Origin of the sequence: Catenulispora subtropica, assembly GCF_039531675.1 — a bacterium.
GTDB lineage: Bacteria > Actinomycetota > Actinomycetes > Streptomycetales > Catenulisporaceae > Catenulispora > Catenulispora subtropica.
Map to the genome: position 1 here is coordinate 22,980 of NZ_BAAAQM010000013.1, position 25,927 is coordinate 48,906.

Annotated in this window: 30 protein-coding genes and 2 pseudogenes; 12 read left to right on the forward strand and 20 right to left on the reverse strand. The window is 72.0% G+C overall.

Annotated features, from left to right (window positions below):
• Nucleotides 1–212: 212 nt before the first annotated feature.
• Nucleotides 213–1,229 (reverse strand): annotated as a pseudogene (locus ABD466_RS13495) (FUSC family protein); the annotation flags it as partial.
• A 98-nt stretch (nucleotides 1,230–1,327) separates the two neighbouring features.
• On the opposite strand from ABD466_RS13495, the gene ABD466_RS13500 reads away from it, so the two are divergent.
• The 3 genes from ABD466_RS13500 to ABD466_RS13510 all read left to right on the forward strand — a co-directional run bounded on the left by ABD466_RS13500 (nucleotide 1,328) and on the right by ABD466_RS13510 (nucleotide 5,020).
• Nucleotides 1,328–1,771, forward strand: coding sequence for a MarR family winged helix-turn-helix transcriptional regulator (locus ABD466_RS13500; RefSeq protein WP_344657349.1), 444 nt, complete (start codon nucleotides 1,328–1,330; stop codon nucleotides 1,769–1,771).
• Nucleotides 1,772–1,850: 79 nt separating this feature from the next.
• Nucleotides 1,851–2,807: an ACP S-malonyltransferase gene (locus tag ABD466_RS13505; RefSeq protein ID WP_344657350.1), complete on the forward strand. Its 957-nt coding sequence runs from the start codon at nucleotides 1,851–1,853 to the stop codon at nucleotides 2,805–2,807.
• Nucleotides 2,808–3,022: 215 nt separating this feature from the next.
• The gene (locus ABD466_RS13510) at nucleotides 3,023–5,020 is read left to right on the forward strand and encodes an AfsR/SARP family transcriptional regulator (protein WP_344657351.1); all 1,998 of its coding nucleotides are present in this window, start codon (nucleotides 3,023–3,025) and stop codon (nucleotides 5,018–5,020) included.
• Between the two features lie 69 nt (nucleotides 5,021–5,089).
• Here the strand turns inward: ABD466_RS13510 and ABD466_RS13515 are convergent, their stop codons facing one another.
• Together ABD466_RS13515 and ABD466_RS13520 are read right to left on the reverse strand one after the other, a co-directional pair.
• Nucleotides 5,090–6,187: an amidohydrolase family protein gene (locus tag ABD466_RS13515; RefSeq protein ID WP_344657352.1), complete on the reverse strand. Its 1,098-nt coding sequence runs from the start codon at nucleotides 6,185–6,187 to the stop codon at nucleotides 5,090–5,092.
• 2 nt (nucleotides 6,188–6,189) lie between these two features.
• Nucleotides 6,190–6,489: a hypothetical protein gene (locus tag ABD466_RS13520; RefSeq protein WP_344657353.1), complete on the reverse strand. Its 300-nt coding sequence runs from the start codon at nucleotides 6,487–6,489 to the stop codon at nucleotides 6,190–6,192.
• Between the two features lie 68 nt (nucleotides 6,490–6,557).
• Between ABD466_RS13520 and ABD466_RS13525 the strand changes: the two genes are divergently transcribed.
• Nucleotides 6,558–7,193 carry a TetR/AcrR family transcriptional regulator gene (locus ABD466_RS13525; protein ID WP_344657354.1) on the forward strand — a complete coding sequence of 212 codons (636 nt, stop codon included), beginning with the start codon at nucleotides 6,558–6,560 and terminating at the stop codon, nucleotides 7,191–7,193.
• On the opposite strand, the gene ABD466_RS13530 is transcribed toward ABD466_RS13525, so the two are convergent.
• Nucleotides 7,166–7,996 (reverse strand): AraC family transcriptional regulator, encoded by an 831-nt coding sequence (locus ABD466_RS13530; RefSeq protein WP_344657468.1) that lies wholly within the window; start codon nucleotides 7,994–7,996, stop codon nucleotides 7,166–7,168. The genes ABD466_RS13525 and ABD466_RS13530 overlap by 28 nt on opposite strands.
• 145 nt (nucleotides 7,997–8,141) lie before the next feature.
• Between ABD466_RS13530 and ABD466_RS13535 the strand changes: the two genes are divergently transcribed.
• Nucleotides 8,142–9,119 (forward strand): DMT family transporter, encoded by a 978-nt coding sequence (locus tag ABD466_RS13535; RefSeq protein ID WP_344657355.1) that lies wholly within the window; start codon nucleotides 8,142–8,144, stop codon nucleotides 9,117–9,119.
• Here ABD466_RS13535 and ABD466_RS13540 read toward each other — a convergent pair.
• From ABD466_RS13540 to ABD466_RS13560, 5 genes are all read right to left on the reverse strand, one after another.
• Nucleotides 9,116–9,799 (reverse strand): hypothetical protein, encoded by a 684-nt coding sequence (locus ABD466_RS13540; RefSeq protein WP_344657356.1) that lies wholly within the window; start codon nucleotides 9,797–9,799, stop codon nucleotides 9,116–9,118. The genes ABD466_RS13535 and ABD466_RS13540 overlap by 4 nt on opposite strands.
• 68 nt (nucleotides 9,800–9,867) lie before the next feature.
• Complete coding sequence (locus ABD466_RS13545) at nucleotides 9,868–10,692, reverse strand: MarR family winged helix-turn-helix transcriptional regulator (RefSeq protein ID WP_344657357.1); 825 nt, start codon at nucleotides 10,690–10,692, stop codon at nucleotides 9,868–9,870.
• A gap of 191 nt (nucleotides 10,693–10,883) precedes the next feature.
• Nucleotides 10,884–12,041, reverse strand: a complete 1,158-nt coding sequence (locus ABD466_RS13550; protein WP_344657469.1) for an RNA polymerase sigma factor — start codon at nucleotides 12,039–12,041, stop codon at nucleotides 10,884–10,886.
• Between the two features lie 234 nt (nucleotides 12,042–12,275).
• Nucleotides 12,276–12,626 carry a YciI family protein gene (locus ABD466_RS13555; protein ID WP_344657358.1) on the reverse strand — a complete coding sequence of 117 codons (351 nt, stop codon included), beginning with the start codon at nucleotides 12,624–12,626 and terminating at the stop codon, nucleotides 12,276–12,278.
• 101 nt (nucleotides 12,627–12,727) lie between these two features.
• Nucleotides 12,728–13,537 carry a P-loop nucleotide/nucleoside kinase family protein gene (locus tag ABD466_RS13560; RefSeq protein WP_344657359.1) on the reverse strand — a complete coding sequence of 270 codons (810 nt, stop codon included), beginning with the start codon at nucleotides 13,535–13,537 and terminating at the stop codon, nucleotides 12,728–12,730.
• A 185-nt stretch (nucleotides 13,538–13,722) separates the two neighbouring features.
• Here ABD466_RS13560 and ABD466_RS13565 point away from each other — a divergent pair, with 185 nt between their 5' ends.
• Entirely contained in the window at nucleotides 13,723–13,968 is a 246-nt protein-coding gene (locus ABD466_RS13565) for a hypothetical protein (RefSeq protein ID WP_344657360.1), read from the forward strand.
• Here the strand turns inward: ABD466_RS13565 and ABD466_RS13570 are convergent.
• Nucleotides 13,965–14,633 (reverse strand): TetR/AcrR family transcriptional regulator, encoded by a 669-nt coding sequence (locus ABD466_RS13570; protein ID WP_344657361.1) that lies wholly within the window; start codon nucleotides 14,631–14,633, stop codon nucleotides 13,965–13,967. The genes ABD466_RS13565 and ABD466_RS13570 overlap by 4 nt on opposite strands.
• A gap of 111 nt (nucleotides 14,634–14,744) precedes the next feature.
• Between ABD466_RS13570 and ABD466_RS13575 the strand changes: the two genes are divergently transcribed.
• On the forward strand, nucleotides 14,745–15,281 hold the full coding sequence (locus ABD466_RS13575) for a dihydrofolate reductase family protein (RefSeq protein ID WP_344657362.1): 537 nt from the start codon (nucleotides 14,745–14,747) through the stop codon (nucleotides 15,279–15,281).
• 117 nt (nucleotides 15,282–15,398) lie between these two features.
• Here the strand turns inward: ABD466_RS13575 and ABD466_RS13580 are convergent, their stop codons facing one another.
• From ABD466_RS13580 to ABD466_RS13600, 5 genes are read right to left on the reverse strand one after another with little or no spacing between them, the layout of a single operon-like run.
• A complete protein-coding gene (locus ABD466_RS13580; protein ID WP_344657363.1) occupies nucleotides 15,399–15,839 on the reverse strand; it encodes a VOC family protein in 441 nt (146 codons plus the stop codon).
• 24 nt (nucleotides 15,840–15,863) lie between these two features.
• The gene (locus tag ABD466_RS13585) at nucleotides 15,864–16,187 is read right to left on the reverse strand and encodes a hypothetical protein (RefSeq protein ID WP_344657364.1); all 324 of its coding nucleotides are present in this window, start codon (nucleotides 16,185–16,187) and stop codon (nucleotides 15,864–15,866) included.
• Between the two features lie 9 nt (nucleotides 16,188–16,196).
• On the reverse strand, nucleotides 16,197–16,376 hold the full coding sequence (locus ABD466_RS13590; protein WP_344657365.1) for a hypothetical protein: 180 nt from the start codon (nucleotides 16,374–16,376) through the stop codon (nucleotides 16,197–16,199).
• Between the two features lie 41 nt (nucleotides 16,377–16,417).
• A complete protein-coding gene (locus ABD466_RS13595; protein WP_344657366.1) occupies nucleotides 16,418–16,855 on the reverse strand; it encodes a MerR family transcriptional regulator in 438 nt (145 codons plus the stop codon).
• Complete coding sequence (locus tag ABD466_RS13600) at nucleotides 16,852–17,193, reverse strand: hypothetical protein (RefSeq protein ID WP_344657367.1); 342 nt, start codon at nucleotides 17,191–17,193, stop codon at nucleotides 16,852–16,854. The genes ABD466_RS13595 and ABD466_RS13600 overlap by 4 nt, the downstream gene beginning before the upstream one ends.
• A 218-nt stretch (nucleotides 17,194–17,411) precedes the next feature.
• Between ABD466_RS13600 and ABD466_RS13605 the strand changes: the two genes are divergently transcribed.
• Nucleotides 17,412–18,119, forward strand: a complete 708-nt coding sequence (locus tag ABD466_RS13605; RefSeq protein ID WP_344657368.1) for a hypothetical protein — start codon at nucleotides 17,412–17,414, stop codon at nucleotides 18,117–18,119.
• 20 nt (nucleotides 18,120–18,139) lie between these two features.
• On the opposite strand, the gene ABD466_RS13610 is transcribed toward ABD466_RS13605, so the two are convergent.
• Together ABD466_RS13610 and ABD466_RS13615 are read right to left on the reverse strand one after the other, a co-directional pair.
• Nucleotides 18,140–18,685, reverse strand: coding sequence for a hypothetical protein (locus ABD466_RS13610; protein ID WP_344657369.1), 546 nt, complete (start codon nucleotides 18,683–18,685; stop codon nucleotides 18,140–18,142).
• The gene (locus tag ABD466_RS13615; protein WP_344657370.1) at nucleotides 18,682–19,407 is read right to left on the reverse strand and encodes a thioredoxin family protein; all 726 of its coding nucleotides are present in this window, start codon (nucleotides 19,405–19,407) and stop codon (nucleotides 18,682–18,684) included. The genes ABD466_RS13610 and ABD466_RS13615 overlap by 4 nt, the downstream gene beginning before the upstream one ends.
• A gap of 369 nt (nucleotides 19,408–19,776) precedes the next feature.
• On the opposite strand from ABD466_RS13615, the gene ABD466_RS13620 reads away from it, so the two are divergent.
• Entirely contained in the window at nucleotides 19,777–20,439 is a 663-nt protein-coding gene (locus ABD466_RS13620; protein ID WP_344657371.1) for a Type 1 glutamine amidotransferase-like domain-containing protein, read from the forward strand.
• A 140-nt stretch (nucleotides 20,440–20,579) separates the two neighbouring features.
• Here ABD466_RS13620 and ABD466_RS13625 read toward each other — a convergent pair whose 3' ends face one another.
• From ABD466_RS13625 to ABD466_RS13635, 3 genes are all read right to left on the reverse strand, one after another.
• Nucleotides 20,580–21,389 carry an SAM-dependent methyltransferase gene (locus ABD466_RS13625; protein WP_344657372.1) on the reverse strand — a complete coding sequence of 270 codons (810 nt, stop codon included), beginning with the start codon at nucleotides 21,387–21,389 and terminating at the stop codon, nucleotides 20,580–20,582.
• Nucleotides 21,386–22,648: a SpoIIE family protein phosphatase gene (locus ABD466_RS13630; RefSeq protein ID WP_344657373.1), complete on the reverse strand. Its 1,263-nt coding sequence runs from the start codon at nucleotides 22,646–22,648 to the stop codon at nucleotides 21,386–21,388. Before ABD466_RS13630 ends, ABD466_RS13625 begins: the two co-directional genes overlap by 4 nt.
• 343 nt (nucleotides 22,649–22,991) lie before the next feature.
• Entirely contained in the window at nucleotides 22,992–23,369 is a 378-nt protein-coding gene (locus ABD466_RS13635; protein WP_344657470.1) for a zinc-binding dehydrogenase, read from the reverse strand.
• Between ABD466_RS13635 and ABD466_RS13640 the strand changes: the two are divergent.
• The 3 genes and pseudogenes from ABD466_RS13640 to ABD466_RS13650 form a co-directional block, all read left to right on the forward strand.
• A pseudogene (locus tag ABD466_RS13640) lies at nucleotides 23,338–23,964 on the forward strand (GlxA family transcriptional regulator); the annotation flags it as partial. The gene ABD466_RS13635 and the pseudogene ABD466_RS13640 sit on opposite strands and share 32 nt — an antisense overlap.
• A 10-nt stretch (nucleotides 23,965–23,974) precedes the next feature.
• The gene (locus tag ABD466_RS13645) at nucleotides 23,975–24,976 is read left to right on the forward strand and encodes a PHP domain-containing protein (RefSeq protein ID WP_344657374.1); all 1,002 of its coding nucleotides are present in this window, start codon (nucleotides 23,975–23,977) and stop codon (nucleotides 24,974–24,976) included.
• Nucleotides 24,977–25,127: 151 nt separating this feature from the next.
• Nucleotides 25,128–25,901, forward strand: coding sequence for a maleylpyruvate isomerase family mycothiol-dependent enzyme (locus ABD466_RS13650; protein ID WP_344657375.1), 774 nt, complete (start codon nucleotides 25,128–25,130; stop codon nucleotides 25,899–25,901).
• Nucleotides 25,902–25,927 lie beyond the last annotated feature (26 nt).

Genomic DNA, 25,927 nt, shown 5'->3' on the forward strand with positions numbered 1-25,927 from the left:
CCGAGCATCCGCTGAGCCCGCAGCGGCCTGGCGATCTGCTCCAGCAGGGTGACGGCGTGCAGGAATCGGCCCTGGCGGCGCCGGATCTCGGCCCGGTCGTCCTGGGGGGCGCCGAGGAAGTCGCCGAGGGCGGCCAGCGCGTCGGCCAGGCGCCTCTTGAGGACGTCCCGGGTGCGGACCGGCAGGACGAGCCAGGACGCTGCGATCCCGATCGCCGCTCCGACCAGGATCGCCTCCAGCCGCGTCTGGAGCAGTGACGAAGCGCTCTGGCCGAAGTACCCGTAGAGCAGCGACAAGGCGGCGGTGACGCTGCCCGCCCACCAGGCGTAGCTGATCTCGCGAAGCCAGCCGGCCAGTCCCAGCACCGCGAAGATGATGACGACCGACCAGCGGTCGTTCGGCGGGAAGGCGTCGGCGATCCACGTCGCGATCACGGTGCCGGCCGCCGCCCCGGCGGCGCGGAGGACGCCCTTGTGCAGGACGTCGCCGCGTCCCCGGGCGCCGCTGCACACGATGAAGGCCGTGAGCACGGCCCACGGCCAGTGGTCGTGGAAGGCCCGGTGCCCGATGGCGAAGGCGGCGGCCAGCGCGACGGCCATCTGGCAGGCCATGCGGGTACTGGCGGCGATGCGGCGTGCCGTGGGCTCCGCGGCGGCCTTCGCCGGGGCGTCCGGCCGCCGCCCCCGCTGCTCGCGCAGGCCGACCGCGGCGGCGCCGAGCTGGAACGCGGCCACCCAGAACGCGGCGACGCCGGCGATCAGCGCGGACCACAGGTCGTAGGAGGCGGCGTGGGGCGGGACGCCTTCGGCGTGTGTGACCAGCAGCGTCACGAACGGCACGACCAGCACCGTGCCGGCCTTCGTCGCGCGCGGCCCGAAGCGCCGGATCCAGATCGAGGCCGCCACCGCGGCCGTGAACGCGGCGTCGCCGAGGATCTGGTGCCGCAGGATCAGGGAGCTGACCTCCGAGGCCCCGGCCGCGGAGGCCGCCAGCACCGCGGTGCCGATCAGCCGGTCCCAGGGGTCGGCGCCGAGCTGCACGCGGGCCAGCGTCATGGCGACGGCCACCGCGGTGATGACGATGTCGACGTGCAGATGGGCCCGGTGTTCGATCCAGATCGCCGACGCGTAGGCGGACAGCACGGCCGCCATGGTGACGGCGGCGGCGCGGAGCGCGGCGGGGCGCCACACCGGGCGGCTGCGACCGATGGCGATCAGATTAGTACTCATTCGCTACTACCTAGAGTAGTTGGCTGCCGTATTCTGCAGCGTGCGTGCCTATGGTCGAAGTCTGGTCGAGGACAGATAGTAAGTGATAGCTTAGCGACGTGACAAGCCATCCGCCGCCGGACCCGGACCTGCTCGCCATCGCCGCCGCCCTCCGGCAGGGCACCACCCGCCTGGCCCGCCGCGTCCGGACCGTCCGCCCCACCGGCGCGCTCAGCACGAACAAGATCAGTGTCCTGAGCCACCTGCGCCGCCACGGTCCGTCCACGCCCGGCGACGTGGCCGCCTCCGACCGCCAGCAGCCCCAGTCCCTCACCCGCGTGTTCGCCGAACTGGAGCGCGACGGCCTCGTGGCGCGGGTGGCCGCTCCCACCGACCGCCGCCAGTCGATCATCACCATCACCGAAGCCGGTGCGCGGGCCCTGGAGGAGGACGTGGCCGAGCGTGATTCCTGGCTCGCCGCCGCCCTCGCCCCGCTGACGGTGACCGAACGCGAAGTGCTCCGCCTGGCCGCCGCCCTGATGGACCGCGTCGCGGACGGCTGAGCCGCTTTGCGGCGGTCTGACCACGCCGGTTCAGGTTCGTTCAAGGTTCGCACCCGCGGGGGTGCGCCAGCATCGCCGTATGGAAGCAACGGCGATGAACGATCTGGGGATCCTGTTCCCCGGACAGGGCACGCAGCGTCCCGGGATGGGGCGGCCGTGGCAGCAGACCGAGGCGTGGGCGCTCATCGGTGACATGTCCGAGTGGACCGGCGTCGACCTCGCGTGGCTGTTGCTCGAAGCGGACGCCGGGGAACTGCGGCGGACCGACCGGGCGCAACTGGCCGTCTTCGCGGCCGGGGTTCTGGCGCATGCCGAGGCCGGGCGGCTCGGGCTGCTGAGCGGCGCGGTCGCCTACGCCGGACACAGCCTCGGCGAGTATGTGGCCTTGTACGCCGCCGGGGCCATCCGCCTGAAGGACGCGGCGCACCTCGTCGCCGAACGGGGCGGCGCGATGCGGGAGGCGGCGGCCGCCCGGCCGGGTGCCATGGCCGCCGTGAAGGACGCCGTGGCGCAGGACGTCGAGGGCGTGCTCGGCGCGTGCCGGGCGGCCGGGTTCGAGGTCTGGTCCGCGAACCTGAACGCGCCGAACCAGGTCGTCGTCTCCGGCACCGACGACGGCGTCGCCGCCGCCTGCGAGCGGGTCGAGGAGGATCTCGGAGCGCGGTGGGTGCGGCTGGACGTGGGCGGCGCGTTTCACAGCCCCCTCATGGAGCCGGCGGCCAAGCGCCTGTGGTCGGCGCTGCGGCACGCGGGGTTCGCCGCCGAGCACGCGCCGGTGGTCGCGAACGTCGACGCCCGGACGCACGTCGACGGCGCCGACTGGCCGCGGCTGATGGAGCAGCAGCTCACCGCGCCGGTGCGCTGGGAGGAGTGTGTCAGGACTCTTATCGGGAAGATGGGTTGTGGGCGGTTCCTGGAACTGGGGCCGGGGCGGACGCTCGGGGGACTGGCGGCGCGCATCGACGCGCGGATCCCCGCGGTCTCGGCGGGCACCCCGGAGGCGCTGGCCGCCCTGGTGCGGGCCGAGGCGGCATGACGGTTCCCGAAATTGTTTCGCTTTCACTTATAACTTACGCGGTGAGGCGTACGGTTCACCAGTTCGGCCGAACGGCTCAAGTTAATACTTCGTGACGTGTCGAAGGCAGCACACCGCAGACGGTCCGCGTTCCGCTACGCTAGGTTCGAACGCTGATAGAACTACGCGATCGCGTAGTTTTCTCGATCGGCGTGGTGAACCGTGCGGGGGGAGCGATGGACTTTCAACCTCAGTTCCGACTCATCGGTCCGGTGGAGTGCTGGGGCCCTGACGGCCGCGTCGACCTGGGCCCCCTGAAGCAGCGCACCGTCATGGCCGCGCTGCTCGCCGACACCGGGCGCGTCGTCACCCAGGAGACGCTCATTGAGCGGGTCTGGGACGACGCCCCGCCCGCCGAGGTCCGCAACGTCCTCTACACCTATGTCACGAGGCTCCGCAGGGTCCTGGCGTCCGCGAACGGGGAGGGCGAGGAGTCCGCCCCGGTCCATCTCCTGCGCCGCTCCGGCGGCTACCTCCTGGAAGCCGACCCGGACGCCGTCGACGTCCACCGCCTCCGGACCCTGACCGCCCGGGCCAAGGGCCCCGGCCTGGACGACGCCGAACGCAGCACCCTGTTCCGGGCCGCCCTGGCCGGCGCCGACGGCATCCCGCTCGCCGACCTCACCTGTGCCTGGGCCGCCCGCGCTCGCGAGCACCTGGTCCGCCAGCGCGGCGAGGCGCTCATCGGCTACGCCGCCGTCGAGACCCGCCTCGGCCGCCCGGCCACCGTCGTCGACGCCCTGCACCAGGCCCTCACCGACCAGCCGCTCGCCGAGGACCTGGCCGCCGCCCTGATGACCGCCCTGCACCACGCCGGCCGCACCGCCGAGGCGCTGGAGGTGTTCGCCCGCACCCGCGGGACCATCGCCTCCGAACTCGGCGTGGAGCCCGGCGCGGAACTGCGCCGCCTGCACGAGGACATCCTGCGCGGCGCCCTCGATCCGGTCGGCGCGGACCGGCGGACGGCGCCGGTCCTGCGGCGCGGCGGGCCGGATCCGGCACCGGTACGGCCGCCGATCGCGCACCGGCACCGCGCGTGGGCCGAGCACCCGGTGGTGCGCCCCCACATGCTCCCGGCGCAGATCGACCACTTCGCCGGCCGTCCCGAGGAGGAGGCCGCGATCGCCGCCGCGCTCACCGGGGCCGACCAGCCCTCGGCCGCCATCGTCGCCGTCATCGGCGCCAGCGGCCTGGGCAAGTCGGCCCTCGCCCTCCACGTCGCCCACCTGCTGCGGGAGGAGTTCCCCGACGGCCAGCTCTACGCCGAGCTCAACGGCGGCGCCGGACCCGCCGTGACCGCGCAGATCCTCGTCCGCTTTCTGCGGGCCCTCGGCGTGGCCACCGAGACGCTGCCGGACACCGTCGAGGAACTGGCCGACCTCTACCGCGGGGCCCTGGCCGGCCGCCGCGTGCTCGTCGTCCTCGACGGCATCGCCGACGAGGAACAGGTCGCGCCGCTGCTCCCGGGCTCGCCGGACTGCGGCGTGCTGATCACCAGCCGCGACCACCTGGCCGGCATCGGCTGCACCCGGGTCATCGTGGACGTGCTGCGCGAGGCCGAGGCCATCCGCCTGCTGGCCGCCGTCACCGGCGAGGACCGCGTCCGTGCCGAACCCCAGGCGGCCAGGGTCCTGACGGAACTGTGCGGCCGGCTCCCGATAGCGGTCCGCATCGCCGGCGCGCGCCTGCTCACCCGCCCGCACTGGCCCATCTCCCGGCTGGTGGCCCGCCTGTCCGACGAGCGCGGCCGCCTGGACGAGCTCGTGCACGGCCGCATGGCCGTCCGCGACGCCCTCGACCACGGCTACCGCTCCCTGGACAAACCGGCCCGCACCCTGTTCCGCCAGCTCGGCCGCCTCGACGACGACCACTTCGACCCGCGCCTGGTCTCCCAGCTCCTCGGCGTCGACCAGGACACCGCCGACGATGTCCTGGACCAGCTCGTCGCCTCGCACATCGTCCGCCCGGCCGGCCGCGACGACCACGGCAAGCCCCGCTACCGCCTCGGCGGCCTGGCGCGCCTCTACGCGCGGGACCGGGCCGAGGCGGAGGGGACCGACCGCGAGGCGCGCCGGGCCGCGACCCTGTCGCTGGAGGCGCACCGCGACACGCGGCGGATCGCGGGAGCCGTGTGTCATCCACGGGGGGCGACGCTGCTGCCGCGGACCGGCTGAGGACCGGCTGAGGACCGGCTGAGGACCGGCTGAGGACCGGCAGCAGGCGGGAGCCGGTGCCGAGCACGATCAGCCCCGGGGATCCACCACGATCACACCCCCCGACACCACGAGCGCCGGATACTCCAGCAGCTTGAACCGGGACAGCGCGTCGCCCCGGGTCCCGATCAGATCCGCGGGCGCCCCGGCGACCAGGCGTCCGAGCGGAGCCAGCCCGAGGTGCTCGCCGGCGCGCGCCGTGGCCGCCGCCAGCACTTCGGCCGGGGTCGCCGCGCCGCCGGCGGTGTGCAGCATCAGCTGGAGTTCGAACGCGTCGATGCCCCACGGCACGTCGGGGTGCGCCAGGTCGGTGCCGTACAGCAGCCGGATCCCGGCCTGTGCCATGCGGACGGCGTTGGGGAACGACCCCGAGGTCCGGGACAGGGTGTCCAGTGTCCCGATCACGCGGACCCCGGCGCTCGCGGCCTTCTCGATCAGCTCGTCGGGCAACGCGTCGCAGGGGACGTGCGCCCACTCGTCCACGCCGGCGGCCAGCGCGATCTCCGCACCCGCCGGCCCGGACAGATGCGCACTGACGATCAGCTCGTGGGCGTGCGCCTCGGCGACGATCGCGGCGACGGTCTCCACCGGAAGCAGCGGCCACGGCGGGGCGGACGTGGCCGCGTGCGCGCTCCACGGGGCGCCGCCGGAGCCGCCCGGCTCCAGCCCGATCTTCACCATCGCCGCCCCGCCGGCGGCCAGGTTGCGGACCGCCTCGCGCGCCGCGTCGGCGTCGGCGACCTCCCGGGCGGCCCGCGGTCCGAACACCGGTACCGGGTAGCCGCCCGGCGCGGTCAGGATCGGCCCGGAGCCCAGGACCCTGAGGCGGCCGTCGCCTCCCTCCAGCGGCACCAGAGGCCCGCCGGTGTCCCGGACGGTGGTCAGGCCGTGCCGCAGCACCACGTCGCGCGGCGTCTGGTCCAGATGCACGTGGGCGTGCAGGTCGATGAATCCGGGCAGCAAGGTGCCTTCGAGGGCGATGGTGCGTCCGCGCCCGCGCAGTTCCGCGCTCGGCCCGACGGCCGCGATCCGGTTCCCGGAGACGGCCACCGCGTGGTGTTCGTGGACCTCCTCGCCGTCGAAGACGCGGTCGGCGGTGAGGACGTAGTCGACGCTGACGCTGTCCATGATCATTCACCGGTGGTCTCGTCGGCGATCTCGGCGACCAGGGGCTGGGGGTCGGCGATGAGCGCGAACGCCTCCCCGGCGCCCGGGATCGTCGCGACGTCGTCCAGCGCCCGTTGCATGTGCTCGGCCGACTCCCAGCGCCAGTGGTCGATCCACGTGCGCTCGTCGACGCGGGCCAGCCGGGTCTCGGTCAGCCCCGCGAACCGCTCGCGGGTGGCGCCGATCAGCGCGGCCCGGCACTTCAGCATCGCCTCGGCCTGCTCGGGCTCGGTGGTGAAGCGGACTATCCGCAGCACAGGCATGGTGTACCTCCTGAAGTCAGACACTAGAGTTGAGCTTTAGAGTTCAACTCTAAAGCTAGACTTCAGTCATGAGTCCCGTCAACGCCAAGCAGGCGGAGAAGGCGCGGCAGACCCGGCGGCGGATGCTCACCGCCGCCGAGGAGCTGTTCGTCGAGCACGGTTACGGCGCCACCACGCTGGTCCAAGTCGCGGACCGGGCCGGCGTGTCGGTCCAGACGATCTACTTCACCTTCCGCAACAAGCGCTCGCTGCTGAAGGAGGTCGTCGACGTCGCGGTCGCCGGCGACGACGACCCGATCCCGACCATGGAGCGCACGTGGTTCACCACGGCCCTGGCCGCGCCGACCGCCGCCGAGCACCTGCGGGCGCACGTCGAGGGCGCCGTCGGCGTCGGCTCACGGGCCAGCGCGGTGTTCGAGGTGCTGCGGACGGCCGCTGCGCAGGAGGCAGAGCTCGACGAGCTGTGGCGCGAAGGCAACGCACAGCGGCTGACAGTGCAGCTGGCGGCCGCGGAAGCCCTGCTCGCCAAACCCGGCGCGCGTCCGGATGTCAGCGTGGAGCGGGCGGCGGACCTGCTCTACGCGATGCTCAGCCCGGAGCTGTACCTGCTACTGGTACGCGACCGGGCCTGGTCCATCGAGCAGTTCGTGGATTTCGCCTACGACTCACTGCGCGGTCAGCTCGTGCTCTCCACGGACGCGTAGCCGGCGCCGGCGAAGACACCCGGCGTGATGCCGTACGTGCGCTTGAACCAGCGCGCCAGATGCGCCTGGTCGGCGAAGCCGCTCAGCGACGCGGCGTCGGCGGGGCGGCTGCCCGCGGCCAACAGAGACCGCGCGTGCCGCAGGCGCAGCAGGCGCTCGTAATCGCTGGGGGACATGCCGAACTCGGCGTGGAAGGCGCGGTAGAGCGCGAACCGGCTGCACCCGGCGGCCTGGGCGAGCAGCTCGACCGGGACCGGCTCCGGATAGGAGTCGCGGATCAGCGCCCGCGCCCTGAGCGCGGCCCTGCGCTGGGCGCCGCCTTCGAGCGACCGTGTCTTCGGCGGCCGGGTCGCCCCGCGGGTGGCCGCCGCGAGGATGACCGCACGGAGGCGCTCGTCCCGGACCAGCTCGTTCGCGGCGCCGGCCAGCGCCGCGTGGAAGCGGGCGATCGCGTCGGCCAGGCGGCGGTCGCCGATGACCGGCCGGGTGAACAGCGGAAGCGGGGCCGTCGCGCTCGCGTCGCCGAACGGCTCGGACAGGTCCGTCGGCAGGTCCGCGGCGTCGGCGAGCACCGAGCTCACCACCCGCGGATGGACGTAGACGATGCGGTAGTGATAGCCGAGCTCCACGGCCGCGCGCCCGTCGTGGACCTCGTCCGGGTTCAGCGCCATCACCATGCCCGGGGTGCTCGTGTGCAGGGCTCCGCGGCAGTGGAACTGCTGGGCCCCGGCGTCGGTGACGCCGAACGAGTACGCGTCGTGGGTGTGCGGGGTGTAGACGTGCTCGCGGAAGCGCGCGTGCATGGCTTCCAGGCCCCGGCCGTCGTCCCGCCAGTACTCCGCCCACCCGCGCGTGCTCGTCACCCGGCCATTCTCATACCGTCCAGTCCGGATGCACCCGCACGAGCGTTCAAGACCGGAAGCGCGGGCCGGGGCCAGGGTCGGGGGCATGTCGGCCGATCAACGCTCGCGGAACCCCTTCCTGCTCCTCACCGTCACCATGATGCTGTGGGGCGGCGCCTTCTCCAGCTCCAAGACGGTCGTCGACCACGTCCCGCACACCGTCGCCGCCACGCTGCGGTTCGGCGGCGGCGCGATCGCGTTGCTGGTCGCCGTGGCGGTGTCCGGCCGGCGGCGTCCGGCCCGGAAGGTCACGGCGCGCGCCGTGACCCGCGCCTCGCTGGCCGGCGTGCTCGGCGTCTTCGCCTACAACGGGTTCTTCTTCTGGGGCCTGTCGCTGGCCCCGTCGCTGGACGGCGGCATCTTGATCCCGGTGATGAGCCCCGTACTGACCACCGCCTTCCAGCTCGTCCGGGGCGTCGAGGCCGTGTCCCGCAGGAGGCTGCTCGGGCTGGGGCTGGGCTTGGCCGGAGCCGCCGTCTACCTCGTCGGAGCCGACGGCGGCGGAGCCGGCTCGGACCGGCTGGCCGGCGACGCCCTGTACCTGCTCAGCGCGGTGTGCTGGGTGGCCTTCACGCTCTCCGCGCCGAAGGTTCTGGCCGACATCGAGCCGTTGACGGCGATGACGTGCGCGACCTGCGCGGGCGCGGTGCTGCTCGCCGTCCTCGCCGCGCCCGACTTCGGCCGCGTCCCGTGGGGCGCGCTGCCCTCGCAGGTCTGGCTCAACGTGGCCTACCTCGCCCTCGGCGCGACCGCGGTCGCCAACGTCTTCTACTACCGCGGCATAGGCGCCGTCGGCCCCACGTCGGCCTCGCTGATGATGTTCCTGGTCCCGGCTGTGAACACGTTCTGCGGCACCGTGTTCCTCGGCGAGTCCTTCACCACGCTCCAGGCCCTCGGCGCGGCGGGGCTGCTGGTCGGCGCGGCGCTGGCCGGACGTGCGCGGATCAGGCTTCGCCGACGGCGGCGGCCCGGCACCTCAGCCGTCCAGCCCGATCTCCTGGAGCAGGCAGCTGCCGTCGTCTAATCCAGTGCTGACCAGGCGTTCCGGAGAGCGGCGATCTCAGCGGGGCTGCTCTCGCGCGCGATGTACGGGATCTCCAGCACGTAGCGCATGCGGTCGCGGGGCATGCGGCGGTGCACCTCGGCGAGGTCGTCGAGGATCATGCCGTAGAGAGCGGCGCCGTCCATGCAGAAGATGTCGATGAGGATGAGGCGACCGTCGAGGGCACGGCGGACGTGTGCCTCGTTGAGGTCGAGGCCGTCCCACCACGGGGTCGCGGCCCGGTAGCTCGCGTCGATCTTCCCGGCGGCGTCGCGGACCTGCTGGAACTCGTCGTCGAAGCCGGTGCCGTCACCGTCGCGGAACCGCTCGGCGAGTTCTTCGGCGACCTCGGGCCCGGCGGGGGCCGCGTACTCCAGGAAGACCGCCGAGCCGCCGCCTTCCAGCTCGGCGGCGAGCTCGATCTTCGGCAGCCACGGGTTGCCGGCGCAGACCCGGCACAGTTCGACGAACGCGGCGTAGGCCGGATCGAACGGGCAGATCCGCGCGACGAGAGTCCCGTCCGGGGATCGCAGACCGGTGGCCCAGTCGCCGACTCCGCTCGGCACCCAGCCTGCTTCGATCAGCGCGGCGAGGACCTGACGGTGGGACAGGGAGGCCCAGCGCAGCTCGGGGACGCGAGAGTGATCTTCATGTTCGGCCACTGTGACACCGTACTGGTGGGCAGGAAAGCGCCGACGAGAGCCCGTGGCGCGCCGGCTGACCCGCCCGCTCAATCCCCGGCGGCCTCCACCGCGGCGGCGATCGGCACCAGCCGCGCGATCAGCTCGTCGAGCTCGTCCGCGCTGAGGACGTCGTAGGCCGGCGCCGCCAGCTCGTCGGTGAGCGCTTCGATCCGTTCCTTGGTCTTCCGCCCCGCGTCGGTGAACCCGCCGGCGGCGTCCACCAGGCCGCGCCTGTGCAGCCCGTCGACGACGGCGGTCAGCCGCGGCCTGGGCAGGTGGTGAAGCCGGCCGAACTCCTCTGCCCGCATCCCGAGGGAGAGGGCCATCAGCACATGGGCCTCGGTGCCGCCGATCCCATGAGCGAGGAGTGCGGCGTTGTGACCGTCCCCTCGGTGCTCGCGCAGCAGCGTCGCGACGTGCCAGAGCCGGGCCACCGGATCCTCGGGCAGGTCGAGCGCCCGCAGCCCGGCGTACAGCGCCCGGCCCTCGGTCGGCGCGCTGACCGCCGCCCGCGTGGCGAGGTCGACGGCCCGCACCAGGCCGGGGTCCTCGGCGAGCTGCCCGATCCGCTGCCGCAGCGCGGCCGCGCTGCCGCGCTCGCGCACGGCGATCGCCTCCTGAGGCGTGACCTTCCCCCAGACCCACGGGATGTGCCGCGCCACCTCGCCCTCGGCGAAGTTGTAGAAGACCGCGTGCACCACCTCGGCCGGCGCCGGCCCCAGCGGCGCGGCCCGGCCCGCGAAGTACCCATCCCAGTAGTTCCGCATCCCGACGGCCAGGAACGCCTCGTTCGGTACCTCTGAGAAGGTGACGGTACCGATCGGCTCGATGAGCTCGGACATGCGGTGGATCTTGGTCAGCGGGTGTGGCATCTGGCGTCATCTCCTGCGGTCGTGCGGCGGACCCCTCACGGGCGGCCCCTTCACCTTGACCACGAACGGGGCGGGCCGGATCCGACAACTCCCGGGCTCCGGTTTCGCGACTTCCGTCAGACCAGGCGGGGAACTCGGGCTCGACGATGGGCCGGATGTCTATGGTCATGGGTAGATCCTATGCGCGGTCCTTACCGCTGCGCTTGGATCCGTCGCTCCAGCAACCGCCGCTCGGCGTCGGTCGGCGCCAGATCCAGCGCCGTGCGCAGGCTCTTCTCCGCTTCGGCGGTCCGTCCGAGGCGGCGGAGCAGATCGGCGCGCGTGGCGTGCAGCAGGTGGTAGCCGTCGAGGCGGCCGGACGCCGCGATCTGGTCCACCACCGGCAGCGCCTTCTCAGGGCCCTGCGCCATGGCGAGTGCGACGGCGCGGTTCAGCTCCACCATCGGACTCGGGGCCACCTGCTGGAGCTGGTCGTACAGTCCGACGATCTGTGGCCAGTCGGTGGCCTCGAACGAGGGGGCGGTGGCGTGGCAGGCCGCGATCGCCGCCTGGATCTGGAACGGGCCGGCGCGGCGGCGCCGCAGGGCGCTTTCGAGGATCGCCGAGCCCTCCTCGATGTGCTCACGGTCCCACCGGGCGCGGTCCTGCTCCTCCAAGGTGACGATCCCGCCGTCCGCGTCCCGCCGCGACGGACGGCGCGCGTCCTGCAGCAGCATCAGCGCGAGCAGACCCCGCGCCTCGGGCTCGTCCGGCATCAGCGTGGCCAGGACCCGGGCCAGGCGGATCGCCTCCGCGCTCAGGCGCACTTTCTCCTGCTGGTCGCTGTAGCCCTCGTTGAACAGCAGGTAGAGCACGTGCAGGACGGCCGGCAGCCGGTCCGGCAGCAGGTGGGCCGGCGGGACGCGGAACGGGATGACGGCGTGCCGGACCTTCTGCTTGGCGCGGAAGACGCGCTGGCCCATCGTCCGCTCCGAGACCAGGAACGCCCGGGCGATGTCGGCGGTGCTCAGACCGGCCAGCGCCCGCAGGGTGAGCGCCACCTGGGCGTCGAGATTCAGCGCCGGGTGGCAGCAGGTGAACATGAGCTCCAGGCGCTCGTCCGGGATCTCGCCGTCGCTGGTGTAGGGCGGGGGCGGCTCGGCCTCCAGAGCGGCCCACTGCCGCAGCTTCGCCGCCTCGGTCGCGGAGCGGCGCAACCGGTCGACGGCGCGGTTGCGGGCGGCGGTGGTGAGCCAGGCCAGCGGCTGGCGGGGGACACCCTCCTCCGGCCATCGGCGCAGCGCCTGGGCGAACGCGTCCTGCGCGCACTCCTCGGCCAGGTCCCAGTCGCCGCCGGTGAACCGGATCATGGTGGCCACGATCCGGCTCCACCCGTCGGCGTAGATCCCGGCGATGAGCTCACTCGCCGAGGCGGCGCTGCCGAGCCCGTCGGCGCCCTCGGCCCCGTCGACCCCCTCGATCCTGTCGACCCCCTCGATCCTGTCGACCTCGTCGGCTCCGTCGGCCATCGCCGTTCCCCTCGCCTTCCCGCGCGTCGCGTTCTGCCTGTCGGCGCTGCCCGATCAGTCGTCGGTGGCGACCATCTAGTCGTCGGCTCCGTCGGCTCCGTCGGCCCAGAACGGCCGCAGCTCGATCACGCCGTGCCACGCCATCGGGTGCCCCGCCGCGACCGCGACGGCCTCGTCCAGATCGGCGCACTCCAGGACGTCGAACCCGGCGATCAGGTCCTTGGTCTCCACGTACGGGCCGTCGGTGAGCAGCACCTCGCCGCCGCGCACCCGCACGGTGGTCGCGTCGCTCTCGGGGCGGATGCGGTCGCCCAGCAGCCGGATGCCCTTGGCGTCGTTGTCCTTGACCCACTCCTCGACGTCGGGCGCCCCCGGGTCCCGCTCCTTGAAGCCGGGGTCCACGCACACCAGCATCAGGTACTTCATCTGTCTGCTCCGTTCACTCCTCGTCGGACGGCGTCTCGCGCCGTTGGCGTCTGATTGACGAACGGGCCGGCCGGATCACTACAGGCTCGCCGGAAAAACTTTCAGCCGCACGCCCGGTGCCCCGGAGCCAAGAACGGGGACGACCCGTCGTCCGGAGGACCGGGGAAGTCCGAGACGGCCAGCTCGACCTGGGCTTCGCAGTCCGGCAGATCGCACTCGCACAGGAACGCGTGGCGCACGGAGGCCAGGTCGCCGGAGCTGGTCGGCCGGGCGTGGAAATCGGTGTGGCGCTGGACCTCGGCACGGTTCGCGTAGCGCAGGAGCGCGCGCCGTTCGGCGGCCGTGCCGGCCTTGGGGCCGCGGGCCAGAGCCCGCGCGAAGTGGGCCTCGACGGCGGCGACGGCTTGGTCGGGCGACAGGTCGTCGACGGCCAGGGTCGGCGCGTCGGACTCCTTCAGCTCGTCCGCGATCACCTGTCCGAGGTGCAGGTAGCGGGCGGGGACGGAGCCGGGCCCGTGGCGCCGGTCGAGCCGTTCGCGCCGGCGGTCCGCCGACAGCGTGAGAAACAGCGCCGGCGCCCCGCTCGGGACGACGTCCGGGGTGATCGGCGTGCCCTCGGCGATGATCAGCGGCGCACGGGGGAGCGCCGCCAGATCTTCGACGGTCAGCGGGCCGCGCTCGCGGTTCAGCGCCATCGCGAGCTGCTCCGGCATCGGGAGCGCCGCGCGCTGCTCCGGCGAGAGCGCGTCGAAGCGGAGCGCGGCCGGGACCCCCGCGCGCACGGCCCGCGCGCGGTGGTCCCACGTATGCGGGTCGGAGCAGTACCACCGCAGGCCGTGGCGCCGGGCGATCCGCCGGGCGATCGTGCTCTTCCCCGATCCCGGCGGGCCGCCGAGCCACAAGACGTTCATGTCACCATCTTCCAGGCGACCGGATCCGCTGGACTACCGGTATCGGTGGGGCACGATAGTGCTGATGTGGCTCCGCACGACGGTGTCGGGTGTGTGCTCTCTCACATCGTGATCAGTTTCTGCCAAAAAACGCCCAAGCAGCAGATACTCCCTACAACACCTCAGTAACCGGAAGGAGGTGCCCAGTGGCTGTCGCCCGTGCCCTCGCCGCCCTGATCGCGGCCTACATCCCCTTGCGGCTGGCCTTCACCGCGCTGTTCTACTGCCGCGAGCGTGACACGCCGCGCGAACCCGGCCGCTGGGCGCGCCGCGCCGACTGGATCACGCGGCACCCGAACTTGTTCCCTGCGGGGCGACGGTTCCTGACCAGCCCCGCGGCCTTGTGCCTGCTCACCGTCACGGGGAGTGGAGCGGTACGCCTGTTCCTCTAAGACTCAGCTGGGCCACGCACCGGGCGGTAGGCGGCCGTGAAGACCTGGACGGCGGCGTCAGCATAATGATCGAGCTCTGCTTGAGTGAACTGGGTGTCGTCGCCGCAGAACATGACCTTGTTGACCGGGATCGAGACGACGAGCCAGGTGAAGTGGTTGGCGGCGAGGACCGGTTCGTCGATCCGCAGCAGTCCGCGGTCGGCGAGCTGTCCGAAGGCCGACGCCAGCGCGGCGTGCACGCGCTCGGGTCCGGCCTCGAAGTAGGCGAGCCCGAGATGGGGGAAGCGGCCGGCTTCGGCGATGACGAGGCGGCGCACCCGCAGCTGGGACGGCTGCATGATGGTGTGGACGAATTCGCGCGCGACCGCCGTCAAGGTGACCTCGACGTCGTCGGTCACCGCCAGCTTGCGGATGGCGGCCTGGAAGATCTCGTCGATGCCGCCCAGGCGGTCGAGGACGATCTGCTCGAAGAGGTTCTCTTTGCGACCGAAGTGCTTGTAGATCGTCTGCTTGGACGCCCCGGCCACCGACGCGATCTCGTCGGTCTTGGCGCCCACGTAGCCGTCTCGCAGGAACACCTCCATCGCGGCGTCGATGATGCGGTGCCTGGCCTGCGTGGTGACGTCCTCACCGGCGTCCGAGGGTGACGGACCGGCCTTCTGCATCTTCGCTCCTCCCGCTTCGGTGCCAGCGACCGTTGACACCCTCAGGAGTGTACCGTACGGTACAGTACCCACAGGCAGTACCGTACAGTACAGTTCACCTTGGAGATTCCGATGCGCAAGATCGTCGCGAGCTTGTTCGTTTCCCTGGACGGCGTGGCCCAGGCACCCGACACCTGGCACTTCCCCTACTTCGACGACGAGATGGGTAACGCCGTGGGCGCCGCCATGGCCGACTGCGACGCGATGCTGCTGGGCCGTGTCCAGTACCAGGAGTTCGCCGCCTACTGGCCCACCAGCGAAGACGAGTTCGCCGGCTTCATGAACAACCAGAAGAAGTACGTCGTCACCACCACCCTGACGGAAGCCACCTGGAACAACACCGAGATCATCACCGGCGACGTGCTGGCCGGAATCAGCGCCCTGAAGGACACCGAGGGCAAGGACATCGCCGTCACCGGCAGCATCACCCTCGTCCGGTCGCTGCTCAGGGCCGGACTCCTCGATCGCCTCCAGCTGTTCGTCCACCCTCTCGTCCTCGGCAAGGGCACCCGCTGGTTCGACGACCTCGAAGACGTGAAGCTGAGCCTGTCGTCGGCCGAGGCCTTCGCAAGCGGTGTGATCAACCAGATCTACACCCCGGCTGCCTGAGCGAGTGGCCGCTGGTGACGCTTTGGAAATGAATCAGAGGCCCGCCTCCCTAAGGGAGGGGGGCCTCTGCGGCAGAGGCACCGACAGCTACATCGCGGGACCTCGGCCCCGCGGAAGCTAGCTCAACTGCTCGGCGAGCGCGACGATGATGCCGCTCGGCCCGCGCAGGTAGCACAGCAGGTAGCTGTCCTCGAAGCGCGTCACCTCGCCGACGAGTTCGGCGCCGTGTGGGCGCAGGCGCTCAAGAGTGCCCTGGAGGTCGTCGACGGCGAACATGACGCGGTGCAGGCCCACGGTGTTCGGCGGATAGACCGCGGGTTCCGGGACGATCGCCTTCGGGGCGTGGTACATCGCCAGTTCGAGCCGGCCCGGCGCGTCCGGGATCCGCATCATCGCGATCTCGCTCCGCATGCCCTCGATCCCGACGCACTTCTCGGCCCAGGGCCCCTCGATCGGCATCCTGCCTTCGAGCTCCATGCCGAGTTCGGTGAAGAAGGCGACGGCTGCGTCGAGATCTTCGACGACGATGCCGACATTGTCCATACGCTGAATCGCCATATACCCGAGGGTAGCGGGACGGGGCTACAGCGAGGCCACCACCGCGGCGCCCGCCAAACCGACTCGCAGGTCGACCACGACCTCCTCGCCCTCGACCCGGCCGCGCTGCGAGATCTCCAAGCCGATCATCGCCAGATCCGCCGCCTTCCCCCGCACCTCACGCTGCTCGGTGGTCTCGAGGGTGTCTTCGTACGGGTCGTCCCGCTCCCACGCGGCCACAGCGGCCTCGGCCACAGTTTTGGGCAGGCGTACCGTGACGCGGCCGACTTGGGCGTCGACCAGTTCCCCGATCGCCGCCAGCAGGTTCGCATCTTCCTGATACCCCGCGTACCGCTCGTGATTGTCCACGCGCAGAGATTACTCAGCCTTGCGCGATCCCCGCAGCCGGGAAAAGAAGCCGCTGCCGGACGCGCCCTTCGTTCGTGCGCAGTCGCAGCGCTCCGAGCCGGGTACGCCGGCGAGCACCTGCTCGACGTGCATCCCGCAGCCCCGGTAGGTCGCCTTGCCGCAGGTCTTGCAGGTGGCGCGTCGGCACATGTGAGGCACTCCCTTTCTTCGGCGTCTCCGCCCACTATACCCTAGGGGGTATCTGGTGAACGGTCGACGGGCCCGGCGAAGGGGATGGGGCAGCAGATGCTGGTCGCACAGGCGGTCAGGTCGTCGCATCCGGCCTCCACGGCGGCGACCAGGGCGGCGCGGATGCCGATCAGGCCGGCGATCTTCGCGTCGATCTCCGCGAGCTTGGCCTCGGCACGCGCCCTCAGCCCGGGAACGCCGCGGTCGTGCCGGTGGCGGCCGGTCTCCAGCAGCTCGGCGACCTCCTCCAACGTGAAGCCGAGCCGCTGAGCGACCTTGATCACCCGCAGTACGGTCACGGTGTCCTCGGGGTACAGGCGGTGTCCGCCGTTGCTGCGCTCGGGCTTCGTCAGCAGGCCGCGCCGCTCGTAGTAGCGCAGCGTCTCGACGTTGACCCCGGCCGCCGCGGCGACCTGTCCGCTGCGCAGGCCGCCGCTCACCGCGCCTCCACGGACCGCGTGATCCGCGTGGCCAAGGACTCCAGAACCGCCTCATGCACCGGGTCCACCACGATGTCCAGCGCGATCCGCCTCTCGTCGCCGGAGCTGGAGACGGCGAAGGTGAAGAACGAGCAGCAGCCGCCCTCCCGCTCGGCGAGATCACGCACCCGCTCCCCGACGCCGGGCCCGCCCGCAAGCTCAACACGCAGACGCAGCGGCTGCGGCCGGGACAGCGACACCGCATGGCCGGCGAACAGCGCGTCCCACTCGGCGACGCGCAGCGGTTGTTCCTCCGTGGGCAGCGTGCAGGACTGCGGCACCCAGGCAAGATCACTCATCGCGCGCACTCCCGTCGTCACGTCCCTGCACAGGGACCTGTATGACGGTAAACCCGTACCTGAGTACCGGTTGCAACCCCGACGAGATGGGGCTGCTGCCGGAGGGCTGAGCCGCGGCGGCCGTCTGCAGTCGCAGTCCGCCGCCGGCCGACATAGGGTGCGAGCACGAGGCGGCTGGATGATCGACGCCGACCTCGTGGACATCGGCGGGAGCACCCGTGGAACTGCTCAGCACCTCCGGTCGGGCCGCCACGCTCTGGATGCTGGCGGCGTTCGTGGCGGCCTTCGCGGTCACCCGCATCGTCACCCACCTCATCCGGGCCGGGCGCGGGCCCTTCCGGGACAACGTGCAGGGCGGCGTCCATGTTCATCACCTGGTCTACGGCATCTTCGCCATGATGATCGCGGGCGTCGCCGAGTTCTCCTTCCGCCCGGGCGCGCCCTGGTACCACGTGTTCGCCGCCCTGTTCGGCGCCGGCGCCGCACTGACCCTCGACGAGTACGCCCTGTGGCTCTACCTGGGCGACGTCTACTGGGCGACCGAGGGCCGCAAGTCCGTCGACGTCGTGGTCTACGCCGCGGGCTTCGGCGCCCTGCTGCTCGTGGCGAGCAACCCGTTCGCCGACGACCAGCCCGGGACCGGGCGCGGGACCTTCGCCGCGACCGTCGCGGTCAACCTCGCGTTCGCGCTGGTGTGCGCGTACAAGGGCAAGGCCTACACCGCGGTCTGCGGAGTCCTGGTCCCCTTGATCGCCCTGGTCGGAACCCTCCGCCTGGCCAAGCCGGACTCCCCATGGGCCCGACGCTTCTATCGCCCGGATGGCCGCAAGGCGCGGCGCGCACAGCGGCGAGCCGACAAACGGAGCAGCGGCAGGCTCGCGCGGTGGCGGGACGCTGTCGCCGGCTCCGAGGCTTCCGACACCTAGGCGGTCGTCCAGACGGTCCCCTACGTGATCTTCAGGACCACGGGATGGCCGCTGACCGGCGGCAGGCACGTCGACCTGCTGCACGCGGCGTAGCCGACCAGCACCGTCGCATCGCCGTGGTCGGCGACGGTCACCGGGAGGTCGACCGTCACCGGCCCGTCGGGGTAGACCGGCAGCGTCAGGTCCGTGCCCGTCAGCGTGAGCGTGGTGGCGGCGGTCTCGGCGCTCAGCGGGCCGGTCGCCGTCAGCATGCCGCCCTTCGTCGCCGCCAGCGAGATGGGGCGGCCGACACCGTGGATGCCGTCAGGGGGCAGGTCGATGCTGTAGAGATGGAAGCCGGGGCGGTCCGGGGCGAAGGTGGCCACCAGGGTGGCGTGGGCCGCGGAGCGGTCCTTGACGCCGATGGTGACCGTCACGCCTTGATCGGAGAACCGGGCCAGCTGCGTGGACCCTGACGGCTTGCTGCCACCGTCATCGGCTGTGGCCACAGCGGCCACATAGGCGGCGCCGGCGGCGATCACGAGGGCTGCGACGCCGCCGGCGAGCTGGATCCGGGCGGGCTTCATCCCGCCCACTTCTTCAGGAACGCCAGGAACGACGCCGTGTCGAAACCGGGATTGCCGCTCTTGTCCGTGTCCACGCGCGTGGCGCCCGACGGACTGAGAATGATCAGCACGGGCAGGCCGTAGCCGCCGGCACTGTTCGGCGAGTACTGCGCCAGCAGGTTCATGCTGCCGCTGGCGTCCACGTCGATCTGCACCAGGTGGTACGACGCCGCCAAGACCGCTTGGACCTTCGGGTCGTGGAAGTCCTTGTCCATCGCGACGCAGTTGCCGCACCAGCTCGCGCCGAAGTCGAGCAGGACCTCGCGGTTGTCGGCCTTGGCGGCGGCGCGCGCCGCGGCTATCTGGCCCTTCGAGTCGGCCGAAGGGTTGTAGCCGAAGGACGAGGGTACGGTGCCGGGTGTCGTGGGCCGTGTCGTCGTGCCGGCCGGACTGGTGGTCTTGGACTTGCTGGGCGGGGTGGTCGGCGCGGGGGTGGTCGGGGAGTGCGAGGACGTCGGCTTGGCGGCGGGGGAGGACGTCGGTTGCGGGGTCGGGTCGGCCGCCGCGGGCGTGGTCGCGTCCGTCGAGTCGGTCGCGTCCGTCGAGCCGGTCGTGGCCGAAACGGAGGAGGGAGCCGAGTCCGTCCCACCCGCCGCCTGTGACTGCGGGGCCGCGGACGAGGCACATCCGGCGAGCGCGGCGGCGAGGATGCCGGCGGCCACGGCCGAAGGGGTCTTGCGCATCAGGGGTGCTCCTTGGTGAGGGGTAGTTGACCAAGGAGACGCGGGGGCGCCGCGGGGGTCACGTTTTTTCATCCGCGCCTTTCGAGGGGAGCCGATGTACACGATGGACGAGAGCGCGGCGGAGCCCGACGGCCGCGAGGAGCGACGCCGCGCACAAGCTGGTCCCCGACGACGAGGCCGACTGGAGCCTCCACCGCCACATGGTGGCCGCCCCGCGGTGCGAGACCGCCGCAGACCGTGCCGCCCCGGTGTTGTCAGTCCTGCGTGTCAGACTGCGAACAACCCGGGCCAGCCCCCAGGCCGCCCGCCCTACCGTGGCGGGCTCCAGGACACTATCCGCAGAAACGATTACCCTGCGCTGGAGACATCGTGAAACTGCTCCTCACCTCCGCCGGAGTGAAGAACCCCAGCATCCAGCAGGCCCTGGTCGACCTCCTGGGCAAGCCCGTAGAGGAGGCCGACGCCCTGTGCATCCCCACCGCCGGCTACGGACACCCCATGGGGAGCCCGGCCGGAGCCTGGCGCTTCATCACCGGGCGGGCCACCACCCCGATGTGCGAGCTCGGCTGGAGATCCATGGGCGTCCTGGAGCTCACCGCCTTGCCCAGCATCGGTGTGGAGCGGTGGCTGCCCTGGGTCCAGCAGGCCGACGTCCTGCTCGCCAACGGCGGTGACGCGCTGTACCTGTGCCACTGGATGCGCCAGTCCGGCCTGGCGGAGCTGCTCCCCTCCCTGCACGAGAAGGTATGGGTCGGGCTGAGCGCCGGGAGCATGGTCATGACGCCCCGCATCGGGGAGGAGTTCGTCGGGTGGAAGTCGCCCACCGGCAACGACGAGACCCTGGGCCTCGTCGACTTCTCCCTCTTCCCGCATCTGGACCACCCGGCCCTGCCGGAGAACACCATGGCCGAAGCCGAGCGCTGGGCAGCCGCCTTGCCGAACCCGGCTTATGCCATCGACGACGACACCGCCGTCATGGTGGCTGACGGAGCCGTCGAGATCGTCTCCGAGGGCCACTGGCGGCTTTTCTGAACGGCCCCGGAGAACCCGGTGGGGCCGACGACCGACAGTGGTGACAGCGACACTCGACGACCTTCTCGCGGCCCTCGACCGCCGTGGCGGGGCTGCCGCCGTCAGCTCACGGAGGACGCCAAGATCCACGGGATTCGGCCCTACTGGGAGCCCACCGGCTTGCGCCCCACACCACAGATCTGAGGCAGCTGTTGACCCTCCGGCGCCGCCTGACGCCACTCCGAGCAGTGGACCACCCCGGGCTCCACGATCTCCAGCCCCGTGAGAAACGCACCGACCTGCTGCTTCGTACGCAGCTTCAACGGTGCGACCGCCCGCGTGTAGGTCTGCACAGCCGTGTCGATCCGCTCAGCGTCCTCCGAGGTGTCGGCGCCATGCGAGATCGCGAGGAAGCTCCCCGGCGGCATCGCATCGCGATACGCCGCCACCAGCGCCTCGGCCTCGGTGTCGTCCGGGACGAAGTGCAGGACCGCGCTCATCAGGATCGCGATGGGCTCGTCCAGGTCGAGGAGCAGGAGGCGCTTCACCTCGGGGTCGTCGAGGATCGCCTTCGGCTCGCGGAGGTCGGCGTTCAGGACGGCGACGCGGTCGTTGCCGGCGAGCAGCTTGCGGGCGTGGATGACGGCCGTCGGGTCGTTGTCGACGTAGACGACGCGGGCCGAGGGGTCGACGGCCTGCGCTATCTCGTGGACGTTGCCGTTCGTCGGGATGCCGGAGCCGAGGTCGAGGAAGTAGCGGATGCCCTGGTCGGCCAGGTATTGCACGCAGCGGCCCAGGAAGTCGCGGTTGACCCGGAGGACCGCGGGGAGCTCGGGCATCGAGGCGACCACCTGGGCCGCGGCCTCGCGGTCGGCGGGGAAGTTGTGGGTTCCCCCCAGGTGGTAGTCGTAGATGCGCGCGATGCTGGGACGGTTGACGTCCACTTCGGCCGGGACCCACTCCTCAGTCATTGACCGCTCTCCTCGCTCGTGTCCGCCGGTGGTGAAGTGCCTCGGTCTCCGTCGTGGCCGCCGTCGCCGTGACCGTCGTCCGGTGCGGCGCCGTCGAGCTCGAACCAGACCACTTTCCCGTCCTCGGTCCTGCTGTAGCCCCAGCGATCGGCCAGTGCGGCGACGACGCCGAGGCCGCGACCGGATTCGCTGAGCACGTCAGGATACTTCCGAGCCGGGAGCTTGTGAGCGTCGTCGTAGACCTCGCACGTGAGTGTCTCGGTGCGGATCAGCCGGACGGTGACCGGACGGGAAGCGTAGCCGCACGTGTTGGCGACCAGTTCGCCGATCAGTGCCTCGGCGGTCTCGGAGAGGTGGCCCGCTTTCCAGTCGGCGAGCCGGCGGCGCACCAGGCGGCGGGCCTGGCCGGCCGCGCGCGGCACCGGCTCCAGCGACCAGCTGGCCACCTGGTCGTCCGCGATGCCGGCGAAGGAAGCCATGACCAGCGCGGCGTCATCCCCGCGCGGCACCGTCGCCAACATCTGCACCACCGCGTCGCACGCCTGCTCCAGCGGCGACCGCAGCCCGGTGACCAGCGCGCACAGCGCATCGAGCCCTTCCCCGACCTCGCGTGTCCGGGTCTCGACCAACCCGTCCGTGCACAACACCAGCGTCGTCCCGTCCGGTATCTGCAGGTGTGCGGTCTCGAACCCGTGCCCGCCGACCCCGATGGGGGTCCCGCAGGGGATGTCCGCAAGCGCCGCGCGCTGACCGGGCACGGCCAGGATCGGGGGTATGTGCCCGGCGTTGGCGACCGAGAAGACCTGCGTCACCCGGTCGTAGATCCCGTACAGGCACGTGGCCAGGTGGGTGTCCGACAACCTCCGCGCGCACTCGTCCAGTTCCCACAGCACCTCGTCCGGCGGCAGCCCCAGGTGGGCCAGCGTCTGCACCGCGGTCCGCAACTGTCCCATGATCGCCGCCGAGGCGACCCCGTGCCCCATGACGTCGCCCACCACCAGCGCGATGCGCTTCCCCGGCAGCGCCATCGCGTCGAACCAGTCCCCGCCGACGGCGGTGACGTCGTTGCTGGGCAGGTAGCGGAACGCGATGTGCGCACCATCCAGGTGCGGCGGAGCGGACGGCAGCAGCGTCCGCTGCAGCGCCTCGGCGAAGTCCTGAACCGACTCCACGGAGCGCTCCGTGTCGATGCCCGCCAGCTGTTCCAGATGCTCGGCACCCAGCCGACGCGGGCCGTCTAAGCCGGGGAGCTTTGACATGAACGAAGCATAGTCCGCACCGGCGAGCAGTAGTCGGGTCTTGCGGTACTCGGGGCGATCCAGGGTGAGCAAGTTCACCACGTTTCCGTCTCCGGGATCTGCCTCGTCCCGAGAGGTATAGCCCTGCCGTTCTCCGTGCAGCAGCAGCTCCACGAATCCTCTCCCGAGATCCGTCGCACTCTGACCGCCCTCGAACGCGGCTTGGAAGCCGACGACGAGGGCGTCGCAGAACTCTGCACCGCCGCTCAGCACGCCATCCGCGCGGCTGCTTATGCGGCGTGGGCGGCGGCCGCCGCAGAGGTCAGTGCGGAGATCGCGCGGACGGCGAGCCCGGCGAGTATCGCTACCCGGCTTGCCGAGCTGCGACGGTGAGGACCAGCTTGCCGGTCGTCCGCCCGGTCTCGCCTCGCTGCTGAGCCTCGGCGGCCTTCTCCAACGGGAGGACATCGTCGATCTCGACGCGCAGCCGGTCCTGCGCGACGAGGTCGGCGATCGCCTCCATCCCCGCGTGGTCGGCCTCGACGGTCAGGTGCTCCACCCGGACGCCGTACTCCCGCGCCATGGCCTTCACCTGCTCCCGCTGCGAGAACACGATCGCGACGAGCACGCCGCCACGGCGCATGGTGCGCAGGGAGCGGGGCGCGTAATCGCCGCCGACCGCGTCGAGGACGACGTCGACGTCCCGCACGGCCGGGCTGCTCGACGGCCGCCCCGCGACCACCCACTGGGAGGAGGCCGAGGCCTGCCGGCGGCTGTTCCCGGGGGTCGACTGGGACGCCGACGTGCTCTTCGTCGACGACGGCGATGTCCTCACCTCCGCGGGTGTGGCCGCCGGTGTCGACCTGTGCCTGCACCTCATCCGCCGCGACCACGGCAGCGCCGTCGCCAACCAGGCGGCCCGCCACTGCGTCGTCCCACCGTGGCGCGACGGCGGCCAGGCCCAGTACATCGAACGCGCGGTGCCCGACGCGGCCGATACGTCGACCTCGGCCACCCGCTCCTGGGCCCTCCAACGCCTGGACCAGCCGCTGCCGCTGGACGAACTGGCCCGCCACGCCCGCATGAGCGTCCGCACCCTGACCCGCCGCTTCCGCCAGGAAGTCGGCCTGACCCCGGGCGACTGGCTCATCCGGCAACGCGTGGAGTACGCCCGCCACCTCCTCGAAACCAGCGACCTGCCCGTCGACCACCTCGCCCGGAGCGTCGGCTTCGGCAGCTCCGCGTCGTTGCGAGGCCATTTCAACGCGACGGTCGGCGTGTCACCTCAGGCATACCGGAGAACGTTCCGGGGGAGCGAGGGCGATGAGCCGGACTGACACTGGAGCCATGGACCCGGGCGAAGCCCTGCGGCGGATCGCGTTCCTCCTGGAGTGGCGCGGCGCCTCCCCCTACCGGGTGCGGGCCTTCCACACGGCGGCCGACGTCGCGCGCGACCTGCCGCCGGGGCCCGTGGACGCCGCCGCGGCCACGCAGCTGCGCGGGGTCGGCCCGGTCACCGCCGCGGTGATCGCCCAGGCTTCGGCCGGTGCCGTGCCGGGCTACCTGGCCCGCCTGGAGGCCGAAACCGGGCCGGCCGCCGCAGCCGGCTGGGACCTGGCCGCGGCGAGCCAGGGCGACTGCCACGTCCACTCCGACTGGTCGGACGGCGGCAGCCCCATCGGGGACATGGCGGCCGCCGCCCGCGCCCTCGGCCACCGCTGGACGGTACTCACCGACCACTCGCCGCGCCTCACGATCGCCCACGGTCTGAGCCCCGACCGGCTCCGGCGCCAGTTGGACGTGGTGGCGGACCTGAACGCGGGGTCCGAACCCGGCTTCCGTCTCCTGACCGGCATCGAGTGCGACATCCTGGAGGACGGCTCCCTCGACCAGGAAGAGGACCTGCTCGACCGGCTCGACGTCGTCGTGGCCTCCGTGCACTCCAAACTGCGCTCCGACCCCGAGCCGATGACCGCGCGCATGGTGGCGGCGGTGCGCAACCCGCACGTCGACGTCCTGGGCCACTGCACCGGCCGCATCGTCACCGGCCGCGGCCGCCCCCAGTCGCGCTTCGACGCCGAGGCCGTGTTCGCGGCCTGCGCCCAGGCGGGTACGGCAGTGGAGATCAACTGCCGTCCGGAGCGCCGCGACCCACCGGACGATCTGCTGCACCAGGCCGCCGCCGCGGGCTGCCTGTTCGCCGTTGACACCGACGCCCACGCCCCCGAGCAACTGCACTGGCAGTCCTCCGGCTACGCCCGCGCCACCCGCGCCGGCCTGGGCACGGACCGGCTGATCACGACCTGGCCGCTCGAGCGTCTGCGGGAGTGGACGGGACGCCCGCGGTGAATCGTCGGCGACGGCGTCGGCGAGCAGTGCGCGGAGCATCAGGATGCTTCGGCGCCGGTGCCGGCGGCTCCAGCGTTCCGCCCGGCCGGCGACGCGTTCGTCCGGCGAATTCGCTACCCGGCGGCCGGAGCACCGTGGTACACCATCCCACGTGCAAAACATCTTGGAGTTCCCCGAGGTCCTGCGGCTGATCGAAGACCGCTCGGCCGCGTTCCGCGCCGCGATCGCGTCCGCCCCCGACCTCGACGTCCAGGTCCCGACCTGCCCGGACTGGACGCTGCGCGACCTGGCGCAGCACCTCGGCGACGGCCGCCGCCGCCAGGCCGCCATCGTCGCGGCGGGCCCGGGCGCCGAGCCCCCGGCGAAGACGGACCCCAAGGGCGCCCCGACCGCGCCTCGCGACCGCGAAGCCCTGGACGCCTGGCTCGCCGAGTCGACCGGGCTCATGCTCGACGCGCTGCGCGAGGCCGGCCCGGACCGCGGCTGCTGGACCTGGTGGGGCCGCTCGCAGGCCCCGCAGACCAGCGGAGCCGTGGCCCGGCACCAGATCCAGGAGATCGCCCTCCACACCTACGACGCCCAGCTCACCCAGGGTGCCGCACAGCCGCTGCCGACGGATGTCGCGGTCGAGGGCGTCGACGAGTTCCTGACGACCGTCTCGGCGACGACCGTCCCGTGGCCGTTCAAGCCGGCGACGATCGACCTGCACGCGACCGAGGGCCGCTCCTGGCGCCTGACCCTCGACGCCGACGGCGTCCGCTGCGACGACCTCGCCGCCGACGCGGAGCCGGGCGACATGACGATGCGAGGCGCAGCGAGCGAACTGGTCCTCTACTTCTACGCGCGCATCCCGCTCGACAGCGTGGAGACCACCGGCGACACCGAGCCGATGGAGCAGCTCGCGGAATGGGACCCGAACGCGTAGAACGCGCACTTGTGACGCATCTGTCG